The following is a 16,542-nucleotide window of genomic DNA, read 5'->3' as shown; positions in this document are numbered from 1 at the left end:
AATTAACGATAGGGTAAGGCATTAAATTTATTCTGATGATTGCTTGATATCCAGCAACATTAAATCAAGAGAAAAGATAACCCCCCGTTATCGGTAATCGAAGCGGGAGCTTTCAATTGGATTTCACAAACTAAATGTTGCGTAGAACCGAGCGCCATTAAAAGGCGGGGGCAGTCATCGACTCGCCCCGCCTCTTGTTCGTATCAATTGCTGGCTTGTGTCGCTGCCGCGCGAGCAGTTTGTAACCAGGCATCAAACTGCTGCCGATGGGCGGCTACCCACTCCTTGGCGTGGCGGCGAATATCCGCAGGCTTTTTCTCGCCCTGTTGCATCTTCAAGTTCTGGGCACTTTCGTCGGCCGTAGTAATCTGCATCACCGAAAGGAACTTCAAGGCTGCCGGATTTTTGTCGGCGAACTCTTTATTCAACACGGCCTCGACCTTATCCACTGCAAAGCCGAGATTCTTGCCCTTGTACATCGTGTCAACGTTATTGTTGCCGTCAGGCAGGTCGGTTTTCGGTACTTCCAGCCAGACCACATCCCTGTCTTCGACCAGAACGGTGGCGATCCACTGTGGAACCCAGGTGAAGTAGAGAATCGGCTGCCCTTCCTTGTAACGAGTAATGGTGTCAGCCATCAGTGCGAAATAGGAACCCTGGTTGACCGTGACCGTTTTTTCCAGGTCATAGGCCTTCATGTGATGGGCAATGATCAGCTCGCAGCCCCAGCCAGGATTACAGCCCGTCATGTCTGCCTTGCCGTCGCCGTTGGTGTCGAACAGCTTGGCGATTTCCGGTTTCTTCAAGTCGGTGATGTACTTGATGTTGTGCGCTTCAGCGGTCTTTTTGTCGATCAGATAACCTTGAAGTACACCGGGCATGATGTCGCCCGCCTTGACCATGGCTTTATCACCCCCGGCCTGCTGGAAGAATTTATCGTGCAACTTGTCCCACAAATGCACGGTAAAGTCCGCATCACCGCTACCCAAGGCCATCATCATGACGCCGTATTCGGTCTCCTTGGGCTCCTGCACCTTGTAACCCAGCTCTCGCAGCCCTTCCATGGCCACTTCGCCACGGAAACGCTCTTCAGCGATGGACGGGAAGATGGGGGTGACCTTCACACCGTCGCCCGGTTGGTTCGCCGAGGCGTTTGCGCACAGGGACATGGCCGCAATGGCGAGGGCTGTAGCGCAATTGAGAATGCTGCGGGAGAGCTTGAATTCAGACATTGTCGCGTACCTTTTTTGGGGTTTTTTCTTCAAGTGCGGCAGATCGAAAGTGGGACTCAGGCGGTCTTGCTCCGCCCCGCAGGCTGTCTTGCGCCGAACAGGCGTAGCAGCAGACCGACGGGACCGGTGTGATACCAGCGCAGGCTCGGGTCGGCGCCGGTGCGCGCGCCCATGGCTTGGGTCAGGCGGTCAAGGAAGATGGCGAGCAGTACCAGGCCCGTCCCGCCGACCGTGGCCAGGCCCATGTCCAGGCGACCGATGCCGCGCAGGACCATCTGTCCCAGGCCGCCCACCGAGATCATCGAGGCGATGACCACCATCGACAGCGAGAGCATCAGGGTCTGATTGAGTCCCGCCATGATGGTTGGCGTCGCCAGTGGCAGCTGGACACGGGTGAGCATCTGCCGCGGTGTGCAACCAAACGCGCGGGCCGCTTCAATCTTGTCCTCCGGTACCTGGCGGATGCCCAGGTTCGTCAGGCGCACCAGAGGGGGGAGGGCGAAGACAATCGTCACAAGGATGCCCGGCACGTTGCCGATGCCGAACAGCATGACGACCGGCACCAGGTAAACGAACGCCGGCAGTGTCTGCATGGCGTCGAGGATGGGCCGCAGGACCTTTTCCAGGTTGTCGCTGCGGGCGCAGAGGATACCCAGTGGAATACCCAGCAGCGCGCAAAAGAACACCGAGGTCAGTACCAGCGCCAGGGTCGTCATCGACTCGGACCAGACACCGATCAAACCCAGCAGTGTGAGCGTCACAAAGCACAGCAACGCCATGCGTTTACCAGCGAGTTGCCATCCGAGCAATGAAGACAGGAGGATGCCGATGCTCGGCGGAATGCTCTGCAGAATGAACTCAACGCCGTTAAGTACCTGGTCAATCGGCCAGCGGATGGCGCGAAATACATCGCGAAAGTTGTGCACCAGAAAATTCAGGGTGCTTTCCACCCAATCGCCGAGTGGAATGGTGGCGACTTGGAACGGGTCGAGAAAACTGAACTCGGACATCAGGGCTTACCTCTTCACGGTTGTATCAATGGCGGCTCAGCGTTTGCAGCAACTCGCTCTTTGACAGGGTCCCGGTGAGCGCGCCCGAGCGGTCCAGTACAGGGACCGGATACGGCAGGTTGGCCGCAATTTCCAATACTTCGTGCAGGGGCGTATCGGTAAATACCGGCTGGTGTTGGTGCTGGGTGTGATGGGTGCCGCCACCCGCGCCACTGGTATCGATGTCGACGACCCCGAGCAGTTGCCCTCGTTCATCGACCAGGTAACCGAACGGAAGGCCGGCCTTGAAGTGGGGCGCCTGGCCATTCGCTTTACGAACCCATTCCGGATCAAGCCTGGCCACGTCGCCCGCCTTGAGAATCCGTGAACTGTCGAACCCTTTGAAAAAGGTGCGCACATAGTCATTGGCGGGTTGGCTGATCAGCTCTTGAGGCGTGCCGATCTGCACCACCTGGCCGCCCTCCATGATCGCGATGCGGTGGCCGATGCGAACGGCTTCCTCAATGTCGTGGGAGATGAAAATGATGGTCCGCTTCTGTTCGGCTTGCAGGCGAATGAGCTCCCCCTGCATCTCGCTGCGGATAAGCGGGTCCAGCGCGGAAAAGGCTTCGTCCATCAGCAGGATGGTCGGGTCGTTGGCCAGCGCACGGGCCAGGCCTACGCGTTGCTGCATGCCGCCGGAAAGTTGATGCGGATAACTGTGCTCCTGGCCAGCAAGACCGACCTGGCTGAGGGCTTCCCTGGCGCGGCTATGCCGTTCCTTTTCGGCGATGCCGGAAATTTCCAGGCCGAAGGCGGTGTTCTCCAGGACACTCATGTGAGGCATCAGGGCGAAGGATTGGAACACCATGCCCATCTCTTTACGGCGAACATCAAGCAGGGCTTTATCAGCCAGCCCGGTAATTTCCCGACCGTTCAGATAAATGCTGCCGGAGGTGGGCTCGATAAGCCGGTTGAACAAACGCACCATCGTCGACTTGCCAGAACCCGAGAGCCCCATGATCACAAAGATTTCGCCACGCTTGACGGCGAAGCTGGCGTCGAAAACACCAATAACCTGACCTGTTTTCTCAAACACATCTTTTTTGCAGGCGCCAGCGGCAAGCATCTTCATCGCCGCGTCGGGTTGTGCGCCGAATATCTTGAAAACGTTCTTAACAGAAATGATTTCGTCTGAACTAGTCATCGCGTCCCTCCTTTGCGTGTAACGCTACAAGCGCACGAAATCGAATTGAGTTCGAGCGTTGGTAATTTAGGCGGGCAGGAATAAATGATTGAATGGCGCATGACATTGACCTTGTTTTTATTGTTTGCCCTTGGGCTCGGGCTTTTTTTCAATCTATGGGTATCCTTGTGTTAAATCCAACAACATTTACCGGGCTTTATGGATAACCTAACGTTATCGAGGCCTGTCGAAACGACCGCCTTGGCGTAATCACGACGCTTTGTATGGCCCGGGCCAGGCTATTGAGTTACGCTCCGCCGCTTTCGCGGATGCTAGGAGTGCGAGGGCCTGCCATGCTCAGCAGACACGTTGACCCCGATACATTACTGCTTAGAATGCCTTCCCTCAGGGCTGTCAGAGCGTTTGTCGCCGCCGCCAAATATGAAAGCTTCACTCGGGCGGCAGAGGCACTTTGTGTATCGCAAGCGGCGATCAGTCGGCAGATCCGGGAGCTTGAGGACTCCTTGGGCGCTCAATTGTTCATGCGTGCCGGGCGGACGGTAGAGCTGACCGCCGAGGGGAAGATTTTTTTTGAGGCGGCGCAACTGTCCTTCGTTAATATCGCACAGGCGGCTGAAAGGATTCGTACCACGCCGACGCAGAAGCACATTCTGACTGTTTGTTGCTCACCCGCATTCTCCGCATTATGGCTGTCGGAACATCTTCCAGAGTTTCGTGCAACGAACCCGGATATCGAGTTCAATCTGATCACTACCCAGAACTTTGTGAATATGGAGCCTGGCGTAGAGCCGGACATCATCATCTCGAAGATCCGCAAGGTCGGGGACGGGTACAAGAGTTATCAGTTGTGCCACGACATTATTTATCCTGTTTGCTCTCCCGTGTTCCTGGAGGCGCACCCCGAACTGACTTCGCTTGAAGGCGTGCGCGATTCTTCGCTACTCAATCTGAGTCCCTATGGCCGGTCGGGGGTGGCTGAGCATGTTGACTGGGGGGTATGGCTGGCGTTTCTGAACGTTGATATTGATGAGCGTCCTGGTGACTGCCCGCCTATTTTTCATGCCAATGACTACAACCTGATCATGAATATGGTCTTGACCCATCAGGGCGTAGCACTGGGCTGGAACCAGCTGGTCGGGGCCATGGTCGAGAGGGGGCAGCTTGTTCGTCCCGTCGAGCAGCAGGTGACGCTTCGAAACAGTCTTCATTATGTTGCCTGTAATGAAAGGACTGAATATGAAGATGCCTGTCGGAGAGTGCGAGACTGGATCCTCTCGAAGTTTTCCAGATTGGCTGTATAAGTTTCTCCCGACGTAGGTTCCTCTCGCCGTTAGCGAAATCCAAACAAGGTAGTGTCTGGATTCGCCCGGTCATAACGCCAAGTTATCAGTTGAACAACGAAAATGTAGTTTTGCCGACCGGATTGGCTATCGTACCCTTCGGGCTAAATATGGCTGATACATGCGTATCCAGCGGCTGCGCTGAACAATCGTTGGCGCAGGATCCGATGGCCATGACACTGCTTTCTGGGCGTACTTGCCATTAACCGTCAGGTTGATGTGTAGAGGATAATAATGAATATCAGAACATCCGTGATCGACCTGATTCAAAAGCGCAAGGCGCGCCACGCGCTTCCTCGCGAGCTGTACATTGAACCTGAGGTTTTTCGGCAGGATCTTGAGCAGATCTGGCACAAGGACTGGATCTTTGCCGGGCATACCTTTGAGCTTGAAAAACCCGGGCAATACCTGACATTGCAGATCGGCGACTATCCCGTCCTGGTCGTCAGGGATAAAAGTGGTCAGGTCCGGGCTTTTCACAACGCCTGTCGTCACCGTGGCTCCAAAGTTTGCGAGCACGCCCAGGGCAAAGTCGCAAAACTGGTCTGTCCTTATCATAAGTGGACTTTCGAACTGGACGGCAGTCTTTTGTTTGCCGGTAACATGGGCGCCGACTTCGACAGGTCGCAGTACAATTTGAAGCCTGTCCATTGTGAAGTTGTTCACACCTACATTTATGTCTGTGTCGCTGACAAGGCGCCGGAATTCGACAGTTTCAGAAATGCTGTAAGTCCGTTTATAGCCCCGCATTTCCTGGATAACTGCAAGATCGCTTTCGAGTCCAACCTCATTGAAAAGGGTAACTGGAAACTTGTCTTTGAAAATAATCGCGAGTGCTTCCACTGCGACGGTACCCATCCGGAATTGATGAACTCCTTTGTCGAGAACCTTTCGGTGGCCGGGGTGGGCGGCGAAGATGATCCCGAACTGAGCGCACACTGGAATCGCTGCGAGACCGCGGGTATGCCGAGCAAGCTGGTCATGGATCCCAATGGCCGGTTTCGTATGACACGCATCCCACTTTCGGCAGGCGCCGTGAGTTACACAATGGACGGTAAACCTGCTGTGGCGGGACGCCTGGATAAAAGCGGCGAGCCGGATATTGGCGCCTTGCTGTATTTCAACTACCCATCTACCTGGAACCACTTCCTTGGTGATCATGCGTTGAGCTTCCGCGTCCTCCCGATCGGACCGGACGAAACGCTTGTCACGACCAAATGGCTGGTGCCCAATACCGCCGTTGAAGGTGTTGACTACGAGATTGATCGGTTGACCAAGGTCTGGCTTGCCACCAACGATCAGGACCGTCGTTTGGTGGAAGGTACGCAGGCCGGTATTACCTCACCGAGTTACGAGCCGGGACCCTTTTCGGACATCGCGGAAAACGGTGTATGCCAGTTTGACGATTGGTACTGCGAAATCATGCTTAAGCGGCTCCAGGCCCATATTCCGCTCAAGTCGGTGGGCTGATCCCCCGTCATGAGTGCGTTCGATCAGAGAAGAACAAGAAGAGGCTCGAGTTAATGTCCGCATTCGCTTTTTCCGGCCTCAACCTGGCCGTGACCACGCCTTTCGATGCCCAAGGCAAGATCGACTATCCGCGCTTCGAAACGTTGCTTGAGCACTATCTCGTGGCCGGCGTGGAGGGCTTTGTCCTGAGTTCGGGGACCGGCATGCATGTCTACCTTAGCCAGGAAGAGTCCAGGCAATTGGTTGCCTTCGGCACCAGCGTCATCAAGGGTCGTGCTCGCGTCATTGTGCAAACCTCTGCCTTGCTGGTGGACGAAGTAGTGCAGCGCACCCGCCACGCCGCCGGGTGTGGCGCCGATGGCGTCATGGTGCTGCCGCCGTTTTTCGAAGGCCCAACCGACGACCAGTGCATCGTTGACTTCTACTCCACAGTGTCCGAAGCCGGGTTGCCGATCATTGGCTACAACGTGCCTCAGGCGGTGGGTGTGGAAGTCACTCCGTCGCTGTTTCGCCAGTTGAGTGAGATTCCGAACTTCGTGTCGGTCAAGGACAGCAGTGGTGACCTTGCCGCCCAAGCCGCGCTGATCCGCACGGGCCTGCCGACGATGAATGGCGCCGATGCACTGGTGCCCTACGCGCTCTTCGCCGGGGCCGCAGGCCTGATCTGGGGCGGCGCGAACATGGCCCCGCGCGCTTGCGTTGCCGTGGTAGAGGCCGCCATGAGGCACGACTGGATCAGTGCCCGGGAGATCTGGCGGTCGATAGAGCCGGTGATGTCGTTGATCTGGCAGGGTGACTATGTGCAGTCGGTCTACGCCGCTGCCGAGATCACCGGCTACGGAGCGGGAAACCCGCGTCGGCCGTTGGCGCGTTTGGCTGCTGGTGAACTCGACGCGCTCAAGGTTGCCCTTGAACCGTTGATCGCGCTTGAATCTGACCTCGCCTGAGGATGGGGCGCGGGCTTACGAGCATGCCGGGCGAATGATGTCGTCTCCCTCGAAATGGAATGATCCATGAGCAACCAGTCGGACAGCGCGGCACCTGCTTACGATGTGCCCAGGCCTCAGCTCGGTATCATCCTGTGCCTTCTCTCGATGCTGGTGTTCGCCAGCCAGGACGGGATTACCAAGGTCCTGGTCAAGGATCTCCCGATTGCGCAGCTGGTGATGGTGCGCTACTGGGCCTTCCTGGTTTTCGCTGTCGGCTATGGCGTCTTCCAGGGAAGCCTGCGCACCGCCTGTCGAAGCCGCCACCCCTGCCTGCAGATCATTCGCGCCTTGATCGGCGTGGGTGAAATCGCCTTGTTCGGACTGGGGCTGCGCTACCTTGGGCTGGCGGAAATGCACGCGCTGTATGCAGTCTTCCCGCTGATGACGCTGGCCTTGGCTGGAGCGTTCCTGGGCGAGTTCATCGGGGTTCGTCGATGGATAGCCGCCGCCATCGGTTTTACGGGGACACTGGTTATCCTTCGCCCCGGCACCGGTGTCTTCGAGCTGGCGGCGCTGGTCCCGTTGTTGTCTGCCCTGGGTTTTGCGATTTTCAGCGTGTTGACCCGGCGCATCAGCCAGCATGATTCGTTCGCTACGAACCTGCTTTACATGGGGTTTTTCGGCGCGATAGCCATCACCTTGTGGGGGCTTCCAGGTTGGGTTTCGCCAAGCCCGATGCAATGGGCCCTGATCGCGGTGCTTTCCACTACCGGGGTTGTGGCCCAGCTGTTGTTGCTCCAGGCGCTGAAGTACGCAACGGCAGCCACGCTCCAACCGTTCAACTACACCTTGCTGGTGTTCGCCACGCTGATTGGCCTGCTGGTATTCGGTGAGCTGCCCGACACCTGGACCGTGGTGGGAGCATGTCTGGTGATTGCGGGTGGGATGTATGCGATCAAGGCGAAAGGGTAGCGACCGGGCAGATACCCAGCGGCTGTGACACCGCCTTCGCGAGCAAGCCCGCTCCCACATTTGGTCTTCAGCGAACACAAAACCCAGGTAACCGCAGAACTTCAGCAGACACAAAACTAAGGTAACCGCAGAACCCCTTGTGGGAGCGAGCTTGCTCGCGAAGAGGCCGGCACAGTCAACATCTTCATTGGCTGTGATACCGCCTTCGCGAGCAAGCTCGCTCCCACATTTTTGGTCTTCAGCGGACACAAAACTCAAGTAACCGCAGAACTTCAGCAGACACAAAACTAAGGTAACCGCAGAACCCCTGTGGGAGCGAGCCTGCTCGCGAAGAGGCCGGCACAGTCAGCACATCTATCGACTGTCAGACCGCCTTCGCGAGCAGGCTCGCTCCCACATTTTGGTCTTCAGTGGACACAAAGCCCAAGTAACCGCAGAACTTCAGCAGACACAAAACCCAGGTAACCGCAGAACCCCTGTGGGAGCGAGCTTGCTCGCGAAGAGGCCGGCACAGTCAACATCTTCATTGGCTGTGATACCGCCTTCGCGAGCAAGCTCGCTCCCACATTTTTGGTCTTCAGCGGACACAAAACTCAAGTAACCGCAGAACTTCAGCAGACACAAAACTAAGGTAACCGCAGAACCCCTTGTGGGAGCGAGCTTGCTCGCGAAGAGGCCAGCACAGTCAAAACATCTATCAACTGTCAGACCGCCTTCGCGAGCAGGCTCGCTCCCACATTGGATCTCCGGCGGGACATAAAGCCGATTTAGAACCTGAAGCGTCCCACCAGCCCCTTGAGCTGGCCGGAAATATCGGTCAGCCGCCCCGAACCGGTCTGCGCCGTATGGGCGAATTCCTCGACCAGTTGCGCATCGGAATGGATCTGCGCGATGTGCCGGTTGATGTCTTCCGCCACTTGGTGCTGTTGCTCCGCGGCGGTGGCGATCTGGGTGTTCTGGTCGCGGATCGAGTCCACCGAGGTGCGGATCTTGTCGAAGCTGTCGCGAGCCTGCTGGATGCGTTCGACGCTGGTGTGCGACACCTGCAGGCTGTTCTGCATCTGTTGCGTCACTTCCTGGGTGCGCCGCGCGAGGTTGCCGAGCAGACTGTCGATCTCGCCGGTGGAATCGGCGGTACGCCGCGCCAGGGCGCGCACCTCGTCGGCCACCACGGCAAAGCCGCGGCCCTGATCGCCCGCGCGCGCCGCTTCGATGGCCGCATTGAGCGCCAGCAGGTTGGTCTGTTCAGCGATCGAACGGATGGTGTCGAGGATGGTGTTGATGTTCTTGCTGTCCTGCTCCAGCGCCTGCATGGTCTGGGTCGACTGCTGCAATTCCTCACTCAGCTTCAGCACACTGCCGGTGGCTTCGCCGATATGATGTTGGCCGTCGTGTACATCGCGATAGCCGGTGTCCGCGCTGACGGCGGCCTGGCTGCAGGAGCGGGCCACCTCGTTCGCGGTGGCGACCATTTCGTTGAACGCGGTGCTCACCAGCTCCACGGCCTGGCGCTGGCGCCCGGCGGCATCGTTCATGTTCTGGGCCACGTTGCTGGTATCGGCCGCGGCAGTTTGCAGGTCGGAAGAAGCGCTGCCGATGCGCTGCATCAGTTGCGCGATCATGGCCAGGAACTGGTTGAACCAACCCGCCAGGGTGGCCGTTTCGTCCTTGCCCTGCACCGACAGTTTGCGGGTGAGGTCGCCTTCACCTTCGGCGATTTCCTGCAGGCCATTGGCAACGCCACGAATCGGCCGCACGATCACGCTGGCGAAGCTGGCGCCGACAATGGCGAAGACCACGGCCAGCGCGGCGGCGATGGCGGCGATCAACCAGGTCAGGCTCGAAGCCTCGGCCATCACTTCGTCGCGCTTGATCAGGCCGATGAAGCGCCAGCCCAGGCTTTTGGAGGTGACGATGTTGGCCATGTAGGGCACGCCATCGATCTCGATCTGGGTGGCGCCATCGCTGCTCTTGGCCAGCGCGGCGTAATTGGGGCCGAGGTCGGCCAGCGGCTTGAAGTTGTGCTTGGCCTCGGCGGGGTCGACCAAAACGTTGCCGCTGGCCTCCACCAGCATCAGGTAGCCGCTGTCGCCCAGCTTGATGTTCTTGACCAGTTCGGTCAGCTGTTTGAGCGACACATCGAGGCCGACCACGCCGACCAGCTTGCCGCTGGCATCGGCGACCGTATGCACGATGCCGATCAACGACACGTCGTCCGGTGCCCAGTAATAGGCATCGGTTTTCACGGTGGTGCCAGGCGCTGCAATAGCCGCCTTGTACCAGGGGCGTACGCGCGGGTCGTAGTTGGAAATCTTCGGATCATCCGGCCAGCTGGCATAGCCACCGTCCGCCAGGCCTAGGGACAGGTAGGCGGTGGTTGGATGGCTCTTGGCGAACTGGTCGAAAATCGCCAGCAGCTGTTTGTTGTTCTCGGTCAGCGGGATCTGCGCGGCGTCAGCACCCGAGTAGTTCTTCAGGTCCTTGGCCGCGACGATCCGCGGGTCCTTGGCGAAGAACTCGACGTTCTGCATGATGCCGTCGAAGAACTGCTTCATGCCGTTGTCGATCTGGCGGATCTCGCGGCCGCTGCTGTCCAGGAAGTTGGCTTGTGCCGCATCGCGCAGGTTCAATACAACGAGCACCGCCACCAGGATAACCGGGAGGCAGGCAATGGTCGCGAACGCCCATGTCAGCTTCTGTTTGATATTCATGACTTCTCCCGCAGGTATTTATCGGTGTTGGAAACGGCGGAAACAGTAGCGGTGCGCGTTGCGAGCTTTGGAGGGAAAAGCGCCCATGCCTACTCTGAGGCTATCGACCAATGTCGTATTCCCTTGAGGTCGCCACTGGTCGGAGGTCGCTAACGCTGACAGTGATGTCGCGCAGGCGATGGTTGCCTTTGCGGTTAATCGGGAAGATGGCTTGGCTCGGGCAATCCGCCCGGGTCCGGTCCAGATCGCCTTCCTGTCTCACGAGGCCCCATGCCCAGCGCATTCGAAAGCGTACTCAAGAACAAGAACATGGCCTATCGCCCCCAAGGGGCTGCGCCTGAAGGACAAGCGCCGGTGCGCGTCGCGTTTGTGCTGATGGACAACTTTTCCATGATGTCCTTTACCGGCGCGGTGGACGCGTTGGTCACCGCCAACCTGATGAGCGACATGCCGCTTTATGAAGTGCTGACGGTGGGCGCTTCGGGCGGGCAGGTGACGAGTGACCTGGGCATCGTCATTTCCACCGATATCGAGCTGGCGCAATTGCCCGATAACCTCGACGTGCTGATTGTCGCCGGAGGCTTTCGTGTGAAGTTGCAAGGCACGCCGTTATTGCGGCGCAAGCTGCGCGCCCATGCGACGTCCGGGGCGATAGTGGGGGGGTTGTGGAACGGCGTTTTTTTTGTGGCAGAGGCGAACCTGCTCGATGGTTTCGAATGCGCGGTCCATCCGGAAAGCCGGGCGACGATGGCCGAAATGTTCCCCCATGTGAAAGTCACCAGCCGCGCCTATGTCGTGGACCGCGAGCGAGTCAGCTGCGCGGGCGCCAACAGCTCGCTGCGCATGATGCTCCAGCTGATCCGCCGCACCGGCGGCGAGGCGCTGGTGGGGGCAATCGAAGAGATCCTTCGCTGCGATGAATCAGGGGATGACGCCACGGACCTGCCGCCGATCTTCGTCGAGACCGATCCGACGCTGCCGGAAAGCCTCAAGCTGGCGCTGGAACTGATGTGGCAGAACGTCGAGGAGCCGTTGACGATCGATGAGCTGGCGGCCTGCGTCAAGGTCTCCAAGCGCCAGCTGGAACGGCGGTTCTGCCGGTTCCTCGGTGCGACCCCGACGCGTTATTACCTGGAACTGCGCCTGACACGCGCACGCCAGCTCATCCAGCAGACCAACCGCTCGGTGACCGAAATCGCCGTGGCCACCGGCTTCGTCAGCTCCCCGCATTTCCAGCGACGTTTCCGCGATTTTTTTGGTGTGCCGCCGGGTAGCTATCGTTCGACGTTTGGGCGCAAGTAAGGTTTAGTCGCCCGCGTTTGCGGGCCTTGCGAACAGCTTGGGGGTGAAATCGAGCAGCAGCGCCACCACGATCGCCCCCGCAGAAACCAGGAACAGCACCGCATGCTGTCCGCCACTGGCATTGAACAGCGCCGAATAGCCGAACCCGGCGAGCGCCTGAAAGGTTGCGAATGAAACGGTGGCGCGGCTCCAGGCGACTTGCTGGCGATGATGGTCCGGCACCAGTTCGTGCACCCGGGCCAGGGCCAACGGCACGATGCCCGGCGGGAACGAGCCGATCAGCACGGCCAGTACCGCCAGCGCCAGGAAGCTCTGGGTAATCGCCAGCAGGCCAAGGGCAACGGCCTGGACGGCCAGCACCAGTCGTATGCTTTTGCGCGCGCCCAGATGGTCGGCGAGAAGGCCGTAGGTCACCGGGCCGATAATCGCGCCGAGGCCGTACATCACCCAGACCAGCGCACCGACATGGGCGCCGGCCTTGAGGCCCCGCGCTACGTAGTCCACCAGGAACACCATTGCCGGGACCAACCCTGCCGCCATGAAGGCGTATTGGGCAAACAGCTGATACACGGCGCGGGGCGTGGGTTCGGCTGGTGTAGCGTGTTTCGCGACGCTTGTCGCCTGGGCAGAATCTTCCGGCCAACCGAACCAGCTCAGCCCGGTCAGCACCAATGACAACACGCCGAGCCCCAGCCAGGTCGCCTGCAGACCGTGGCTCAACAGCGGCGGCACAATCGTTCCGGAGCCGGCGATACCCAGCCCGATGCCAAGGAAAATCGCACCACTGGCCAAGCCTCTGCGCGCGGCGGGCACATGCGGCAGTACGGTCGCCGCCACCAGCACCATGATCGCGCCGCCAGCGATGCCCGACAGCAGCCGCCAAGCGAAATACCAGATCACCGACACCGGGAAGGCGCAGGCAAAAAATGCCGCCGTCACGGCCAGCATCATCAGGCGCAGCGCCTGCTTGTTGCCGAGGCGCCGAGCCATGGGCCGGCCGAGCAGGGCGCCGATCAGGTAGCCCACCAGGTTCGCCGCTCCCAGGTAGACCACGTCGTTGGCGCTGAACCAATGCGCCTCGATCAGCGAAGGAATCAACGGCGTGTAGGCGAAGCGTGCGAGGCCGATGCTGACGAGGCTGGCGCAGAGGCCGGCGAATATCGGCAACCAGATGCCCGTCGGGGATGAGTCCAGCGCCGTGGATTGGGTGTGCATGGGAACGATCCTCTGGAAAGGTTTATGGCGTCCAGCATATCGGCTATCGTTGGAGCGTTTATGCAGCGATTTCGCGACACGGTGATGCAGTTTTGCAGCGAGAGAGGGCGAATGAATTGGGATGACGCGCGGGTGTTTCTCGCGGTATGTCGGGAGTCGACACTGCGTGGAGCGGCCCGGATACTGGGCGTGGATCAGGCGACCGTGGGGCGACGGATCGTCGCGTTGGAAAAATCCTTGAGCGCCGCGTTGTTCCTGCGCACCTCCGACGGTTATGCGCTGACGGCGGTGGGCGAAGCGGCGCTCAAGGCCGTGGAGAAAATGGAGCAGTCGGCCCTGGAGCTTGAGCGTCGCATCCAGGGCCTGGACGATCGGTTGATCGGCAACGTACGCGTCGCCACCACCGATTCGTTGGCGATCGATTTCCTCATCCCGGCCATCGCTCGCCTGCATGCGCGGCATCCCGACGTCCGCGTGCAACTTGATGCCTCCACGCAGATCATCAGCCTGGTCAAGCGTGAAGCGGACATTGCCGTGCGCAATACCCGGCCCGACAATCCTGATCTCATCGCCCGGCGGATTGCGCGCTGGCCGGTGGGGCTGTTTGCCTCCCAGGATTACGTCGACGCTCATGGGGAGCCTGCGCCGGGCAGTGCTTTCGAAGGGCATGACCTGGTGGTCTATCAACCGTACTGGCAGAGCCAAAAGGATTTCACCCTGGTGGCCGAACCGGTCAGCCGAGGACGGATTGTCGCCAGCCTGAGCTCAAGCCTGCTGGTGCGCAGGTCGATCGGGGCGGGGATCGGGGTGGGAGAAATCCCGGTGTACATGGGCGAGCGCGACGGGCTGGTGCGGCTCTGGCCGCAGCGCACGCGGCCGCTGCCGTATGAGGTGTGGCTGGTGACTCACGCGGATCTGCGCCACACGGCGCGGGTGCGGGCGGTAATCGATGAGATTGTCGCGGCGTTTTCCAAGGAGAACGAGTAGATCTTCAGCGGCCCCACATCTGAGTACGACATAAAACAACTGTGGGAGCGAGCTTGCTCGCGATGGCGGTGGTCAATCCAACATTAATGTTGCTCGACCCACCGCGATCGCGAGCAAGCTCGCTCCCACAAATTAATCTCACAGCTGCCGATGTTATGGCATTTGCGGCAGTTCCTGCGGCCGCAGGTCAAACACCAGCACCTCGGCATCCTGGCCGTTGCCCAGCGTCAGTGCCTGTTCGTTGCGTACCCGCACACCGTCGCCTTCCTGCAACGCCACGCCGTTGAGCTCGACGCTGCCCCGGGCCACATGCACATAGGCATAACGATCAGCGGCCAAGGTCAGCGTGGCGCTTTCCTGACCATCGAACAGCCCGGCATACACCCGTGCGTCCTGGCGTACGTGCAACGACCCCTCGGCGCCGTCCGGGGAGATGATCAGTTGCAGGCGACCGCGTTTCTGTCCGGTGCTGAAGTGCTCCTGCTGGTAGCGCGGCGTAGCGCCCACGACATTGGGCACGATCCAGATCTGCAGGAAGTGCACCGGCTCGTCCGCGCTGTGATTGAACTCGCTGTGGGCCACGCCGCTGCCGGCGCTCATCAACTGCACATCACCCGGACGAATCACCGAGCCCGTGCCCAGGGTGTCCTTGTGCTCCAGCGCGCCTTCGAGCACGTAGGAGAAAATTTCCATGTCCCGGTGTGGGTGCTGGCCGAAACCTTTGGCGGCGGCAACCCGATCGTCGTTGATCACCAGCAGGTCGGAAAAACCCTGTTGGTTGAGGTCGCGGTAGTTGGCGAAGGAAAAGGTATGGAACGACGTCAGCCAGCCGTGACGGGCGATGCCGCGATCAGAAGCTTTGCGAAGGGTCAGCATGATGATTCTCCTGGTTCAGTAGGCGGTGGCCTTGGCCGTTCGCCGGGTACAGAAGAAGGTTAATGGTTATCGGCACATTCAATAAGCGGCTGAATGTGGAAATACTGTCCGTTCTGAGTGGACAATCTCGCCGGGAGCGCTGCGCTTCGTCATAATGCCAGCCGGTGACCGCTGGTCCCTGTGGGAGCGAGCTTGCTCGCGATAGCGGTGCCTCAGTTACATAAATGCCGGCTGGACGGACGCTATCGCGAGCAAGCTCGCTCCCACAGGGTCGTCGGTCGCCAACCGGTAGCATGTTCCCCTTGTCTTGGCGTCCTCCCCATGAAAACCGTTGCAATGGTGCTGTTCCCCGATTTCCTGCTGCTCGACATGGCCGGGCCGCTCGAAGTGTTTTCCATCGCCAATCGTTTTCTCGCGCCGGACCAGCACTATCAATTGCTGACCCTGGGCACCGAGCGCGGGGCGTTGCGAGCCTCCAACGGGGTGACTGTCCAGGCCGACATCCATATCGACCAGGCTTGGGCGGCCTACGACGTACTGCTGGTACCGGGCGGGCCTGGTGCCTATAACGATCGGCATCCGGGCTTGCACACCTGGTTGCGGGCGTCGGCGCAGCGGGCCACGCGCTACGGGTCGATCTGCACGGGGGCCTTCATCCTGGGGGAGGCGGGCTTGCTCGACGGCTATCGGGTCACCACCCATTGGCATTACACCGAACGCCTGATCCAGCGGTTCCCCAAGGCTTTGGTCGAGACCGACAAGATCATCTTGCATGACCGACGGTTGATCACCTCCGGCGGTGTCACGGCCGGTATCGACATGGCCCTGTCCATCGTCGCCCAGGACCATGGCCGCAAAGTCGCGCTGGATGTGGCCAAGGTCTTGCTGGTGGTCATGCAGCGCCAGGGTGGGCAAGCGCAGTTCAGCCCGCTGGTAGCGACGGTGGCGGCACAGGAATCGGCGGTTACCCGGGTGCAGCATTACGTGATGGAACATCTGGAGGAGCCGTTTTCCATCGAGCGCATGGCTGATCTGGCCGCCATGAGCTCAAGGCATTTCGCCCGGGTTTTCCTGCGCGAAGTCAAGATGACACCGATGGAGTTCCTGCAAGGTGCGCGCATCGATCGGGCGCGGCAGTTGCTGGAGTCCACCGACTTGCCCCTCAAGACCGTGGCCTTTCGCAGTGGCTTTGGCAGCGTCCGGCACATGCGCCAGTTGTTCAGCGAAAAACTCGGCCTGACACCGGTCCAGTACCGGCAGCAGTTCAGTTGAGCCTTCGGTGTCCGTCCAGGGCACCGTGATGTCCGTGATG

13 protein-coding genes and 1 pseudogene are annotated in these 16,542 nt (G+C 59.6%); 7 read left to right on the top strand and 7 right to left on the bottom strand.

The window, feature by feature from the left end; all coding sequences use genetic code 11:
* Positions 1-203: 203 nt before the first annotated feature.
* Genes proX through J3P84_RS17465 form a run of 3 tightly spaced genes read right to left on the bottom strand, consistent with a single transcriptional unit; the run spans position 204 to position 3,428 of the window.
* Positions 204-1,232, bottom strand: coding sequence for a glycine betaine/L-proline ABC transporter substrate-binding protein ProX (gene proX, locus J3P84_RS17475; RefSeq protein ID WP_434631409.1), 1,029 nt, complete (start codon positions 1,230-1,232; stop codon positions 204-206).
* Positions 1,233-1,288: 56 nt separating this feature from the next.
* Positions 1,289-2,242, bottom strand: coding sequence for a glycine betaine/L-proline ABC transporter permease ProW (gene proW / locus J3P84_RS17470; RefSeq protein WP_434624745.1), 954 nt, complete (start codon positions 2,240-2,242; stop codon positions 1,289-1,291).
* Positions 2,243-2,267: 25 nt separating this feature from the next.
* Positions 2,268-3,428 (bottom strand): quaternary amine ABC transporter ATP-binding protein, encoded by a 1,161-nt coding sequence (locus J3P84_RS17465; RefSeq protein WP_434624743.1) that lies wholly within the window; start codon positions 3,426-3,428, stop codon positions 2,268-2,270.
* Between the two features lie 332 nt (positions 3,429-3,760).
* Here J3P84_RS17465 and J3P84_RS17460 point away from each other — a divergent pair, with 332 nt between their 5' ends.
* The 4 genes from J3P84_RS17460 (at position 3,761) to J3P84_RS17445 (ending at position 8,139) form a co-directional block, all read left to right on the top strand.
* Complete coding sequence (locus J3P84_RS17460; RefSeq protein WP_434605048.1) at positions 3,761-4,729, top strand: LysR family transcriptional regulator; 969 nt, start codon at positions 3,761-3,763, stop codon at positions 4,727-4,729.
* A gap of 273 nt (positions 4,730-5,002) precedes the next feature.
* Positions 5,003-6,238: an aromatic ring-hydroxylating oxygenase subunit alpha gene (locus J3P84_RS17455; RefSeq protein ID WP_434624741.1), complete on the top strand. Its 1,236-nt coding sequence runs from the start codon at positions 5,003-5,005 to the stop codon at positions 6,236-6,238.
* 53 nt (positions 6,239-6,291) lie between these two features.
* Positions 6,292-7,185 carry a dihydrodipicolinate synthase family protein gene (locus J3P84_RS17450; protein WP_434624739.1) on the top strand — a complete coding sequence of 298 codons (894 nt, stop codon included), beginning with the start codon at positions 6,292-6,294 and terminating at the stop codon, positions 7,183-7,185.
* A 66-nt stretch (positions 7,186-7,251) separates the two neighbouring features.
* A complete protein-coding gene (locus tag J3P84_RS17445; protein WP_434624737.1) occupies positions 7,252-8,139 on the top strand; it encodes a DMT family transporter in 888 nt (295 codons plus the stop codon).
* Between the two features lie 767 nt (positions 8,140-8,906).
* Here J3P84_RS17445 and J3P84_RS17440 read toward each other — a convergent pair.
* Both J3P84_RS17440 and J3P84_RS17435 read right to left on the bottom strand, forming a co-directional pair.
* Entirely contained in the window at positions 8,907-9,611 is a 705-nt protein-coding gene (locus J3P84_RS17440; protein WP_434574243.1) for a methyl-accepting chemotaxis protein, read from the bottom strand.
* A gap of 204 nt (positions 9,612-9,815) precedes the next feature.
* Positions 9,816-10,670 (bottom strand): annotated as a pseudogene (locus J3P84_RS17435) (cache domain-containing protein); the annotation flags it as partial.
* 450 nt (positions 10,671-11,120) lie between these two features.
* Between J3P84_RS17435 and J3P84_RS17430 the strand changes: the two are divergent.
* Positions 11,121-12,152 carry a GlxA family transcriptional regulator gene (locus J3P84_RS17430; protein WP_434624735.1) on the top strand — a complete coding sequence of 344 codons (1,032 nt, stop codon included), beginning with the start codon at positions 11,121-11,123 and terminating at the stop codon, positions 12,150-12,152.
* A gap of 3 nt (positions 12,153-12,155) precedes the next feature.
* Here J3P84_RS17430 and J3P84_RS17425 read toward each other — a convergent pair whose 3' ends face one another.
* A complete protein-coding gene (locus J3P84_RS17425; protein ID WP_434624733.1) occupies positions 12,156-13,367 on the bottom strand; it encodes a YbfB/YjiJ family MFS transporter in 1,212 nt (403 codons plus the stop codon).
* 111 nt (positions 13,368-13,478) lie between these two features.
* On the opposite strand from J3P84_RS17425, the gene J3P84_RS17420 reads away from it, so the two are divergent.
* Positions 13,479-14,354, top strand: a complete 876-nt coding sequence (locus tag J3P84_RS17420) for a LysR family transcriptional regulator (RefSeq protein WP_434624731.1) — start codon at positions 13,479-13,481, stop codon at positions 14,352-14,354.
* A 153-nt stretch (positions 14,355-14,507) separates the two neighbouring features.
* Here the strand turns inward: J3P84_RS17420 and J3P84_RS17415 are convergent, their stop codons facing one another.
* Entirely contained in the window at positions 14,508-15,230 is a 723-nt protein-coding gene (locus J3P84_RS17415; protein WP_434624729.1) for a pirin family protein, read from the bottom strand.
* A 321-nt stretch (positions 15,231-15,551) separates the two neighbouring features.
* Here J3P84_RS17415 and J3P84_RS17410 point away from each other — a divergent pair, with 321 nt between their 5' ends.
* Positions 15,552-16,502: a GlxA family transcriptional regulator gene (locus tag J3P84_RS17410; RefSeq protein ID WP_434624727.1), complete on the top strand. Its 951-nt coding sequence runs from the start codon at positions 15,552-15,554 to the stop codon at positions 16,500-16,502.
* Positions 16,503-16,542 lie beyond the last annotated feature (40 nt).

This window comes from Pseudomonas sp. Z1-29, from assembly GCF_051131995.1.
GTDB lineage: Bacteria > Pseudomonadota > Gammaproteobacteria > Pseudomonadales > Pseudomonadaceae > Aquipseudomonas.
The sequence above is the reverse complement of the archived record's forward strand: the minus strand, read 5'-3'. Positions and strand labels throughout refer to the sequence as shown.

What these genes read in the sequence shown, in the direction of transcription:
- proX (WP_434631409.1), bottom strand. Translation starts at nt 1,232, where the DNA reads ATGTCTGAATTCAAGCTCTCCCGCAGCATTCTCAATTGCGCTACAGCC.
- proW (WP_434624745.1), bottom strand. Translation starts at nt 2,242, where the DNA reads ATGTCCGAGTTCAGTTTTCTCGACCCGTTCCAAGTCGCCACCATTCCA.
- J3P84_RS17465 (WP_434624743.1), bottom strand. Translation starts at nt 3,428, where the DNA reads ATGACTAGTTCAGACGAAATCATTTCTGTTAAGAACGTTTTCAAGATA.
- J3P84_RS17460 (WP_434605048.1), top strand. Translation starts at nt 3,761, where the DNA reads ATGCTCAGCAGACACGTTGACCCCGATACATTACTGCTTAGAATGCCT.
- J3P84_RS17455 (WP_434624741.1), top strand. Translation starts at nt 5,003, where the DNA reads ATGAATATCAGAACATCCGTGATCGACCTGATTCAAAAGCGCAAGGCG.
- J3P84_RS17450 (WP_434624739.1), top strand. Translation starts at nt 6,292, where the DNA reads ATGTCCGCATTCGCTTTTTCCGGCCTCAACCTGGCCGTGACCACGCCT.
- J3P84_RS17445 (WP_434624737.1), top strand. Translation starts at nt 7,252, where the DNA reads ATGAGCAACCAGTCGGACAGCGCGGCACCTGCTTACGATGTGCCCAGG.
- J3P84_RS17440 (WP_434574243.1), bottom strand. Translation starts at nt 9,611, where the DNA reads ATGGTCGCCACCGCGAACGAGGTGGCCCGCTCCTGCAGCCAGGCCGCC.
- J3P84_RS17430 (WP_434624735.1), top strand. Translation starts at nt 11,121, where the DNA reads ATGCCCAGCGCATTCGAAAGCGTACTCAAGAACAAGAACATGGCCTAT.
- J3P84_RS17425 (WP_434624733.1), bottom strand. Translation starts at nt 13,367, where the DNA reads ATGCACACCCAATCCACGGCGCTGGACTCATCCCCGACGGGCATCTGG.
- J3P84_RS17420 (WP_434624731.1), top strand. Translation starts at nt 13,479, where the DNA reads ATGAATTGGGATGACGCGCGGGTGTTTCTCGCGGTATGTCGGGAGTCG.
- J3P84_RS17415 (WP_434624729.1), bottom strand. Translation starts at nt 15,230, where the DNA reads ATGCTGACCCTTCGCAAAGCTTCTGATCGCGGCATCGCCCGTCACGGC.
- J3P84_RS17410 (WP_434624727.1), top strand. Translation starts at nt 15,552, where the DNA reads ATGAAAACCGTTGCAATGGTGCTGTTCCCCGATTTCCTGCTGCTCGAC.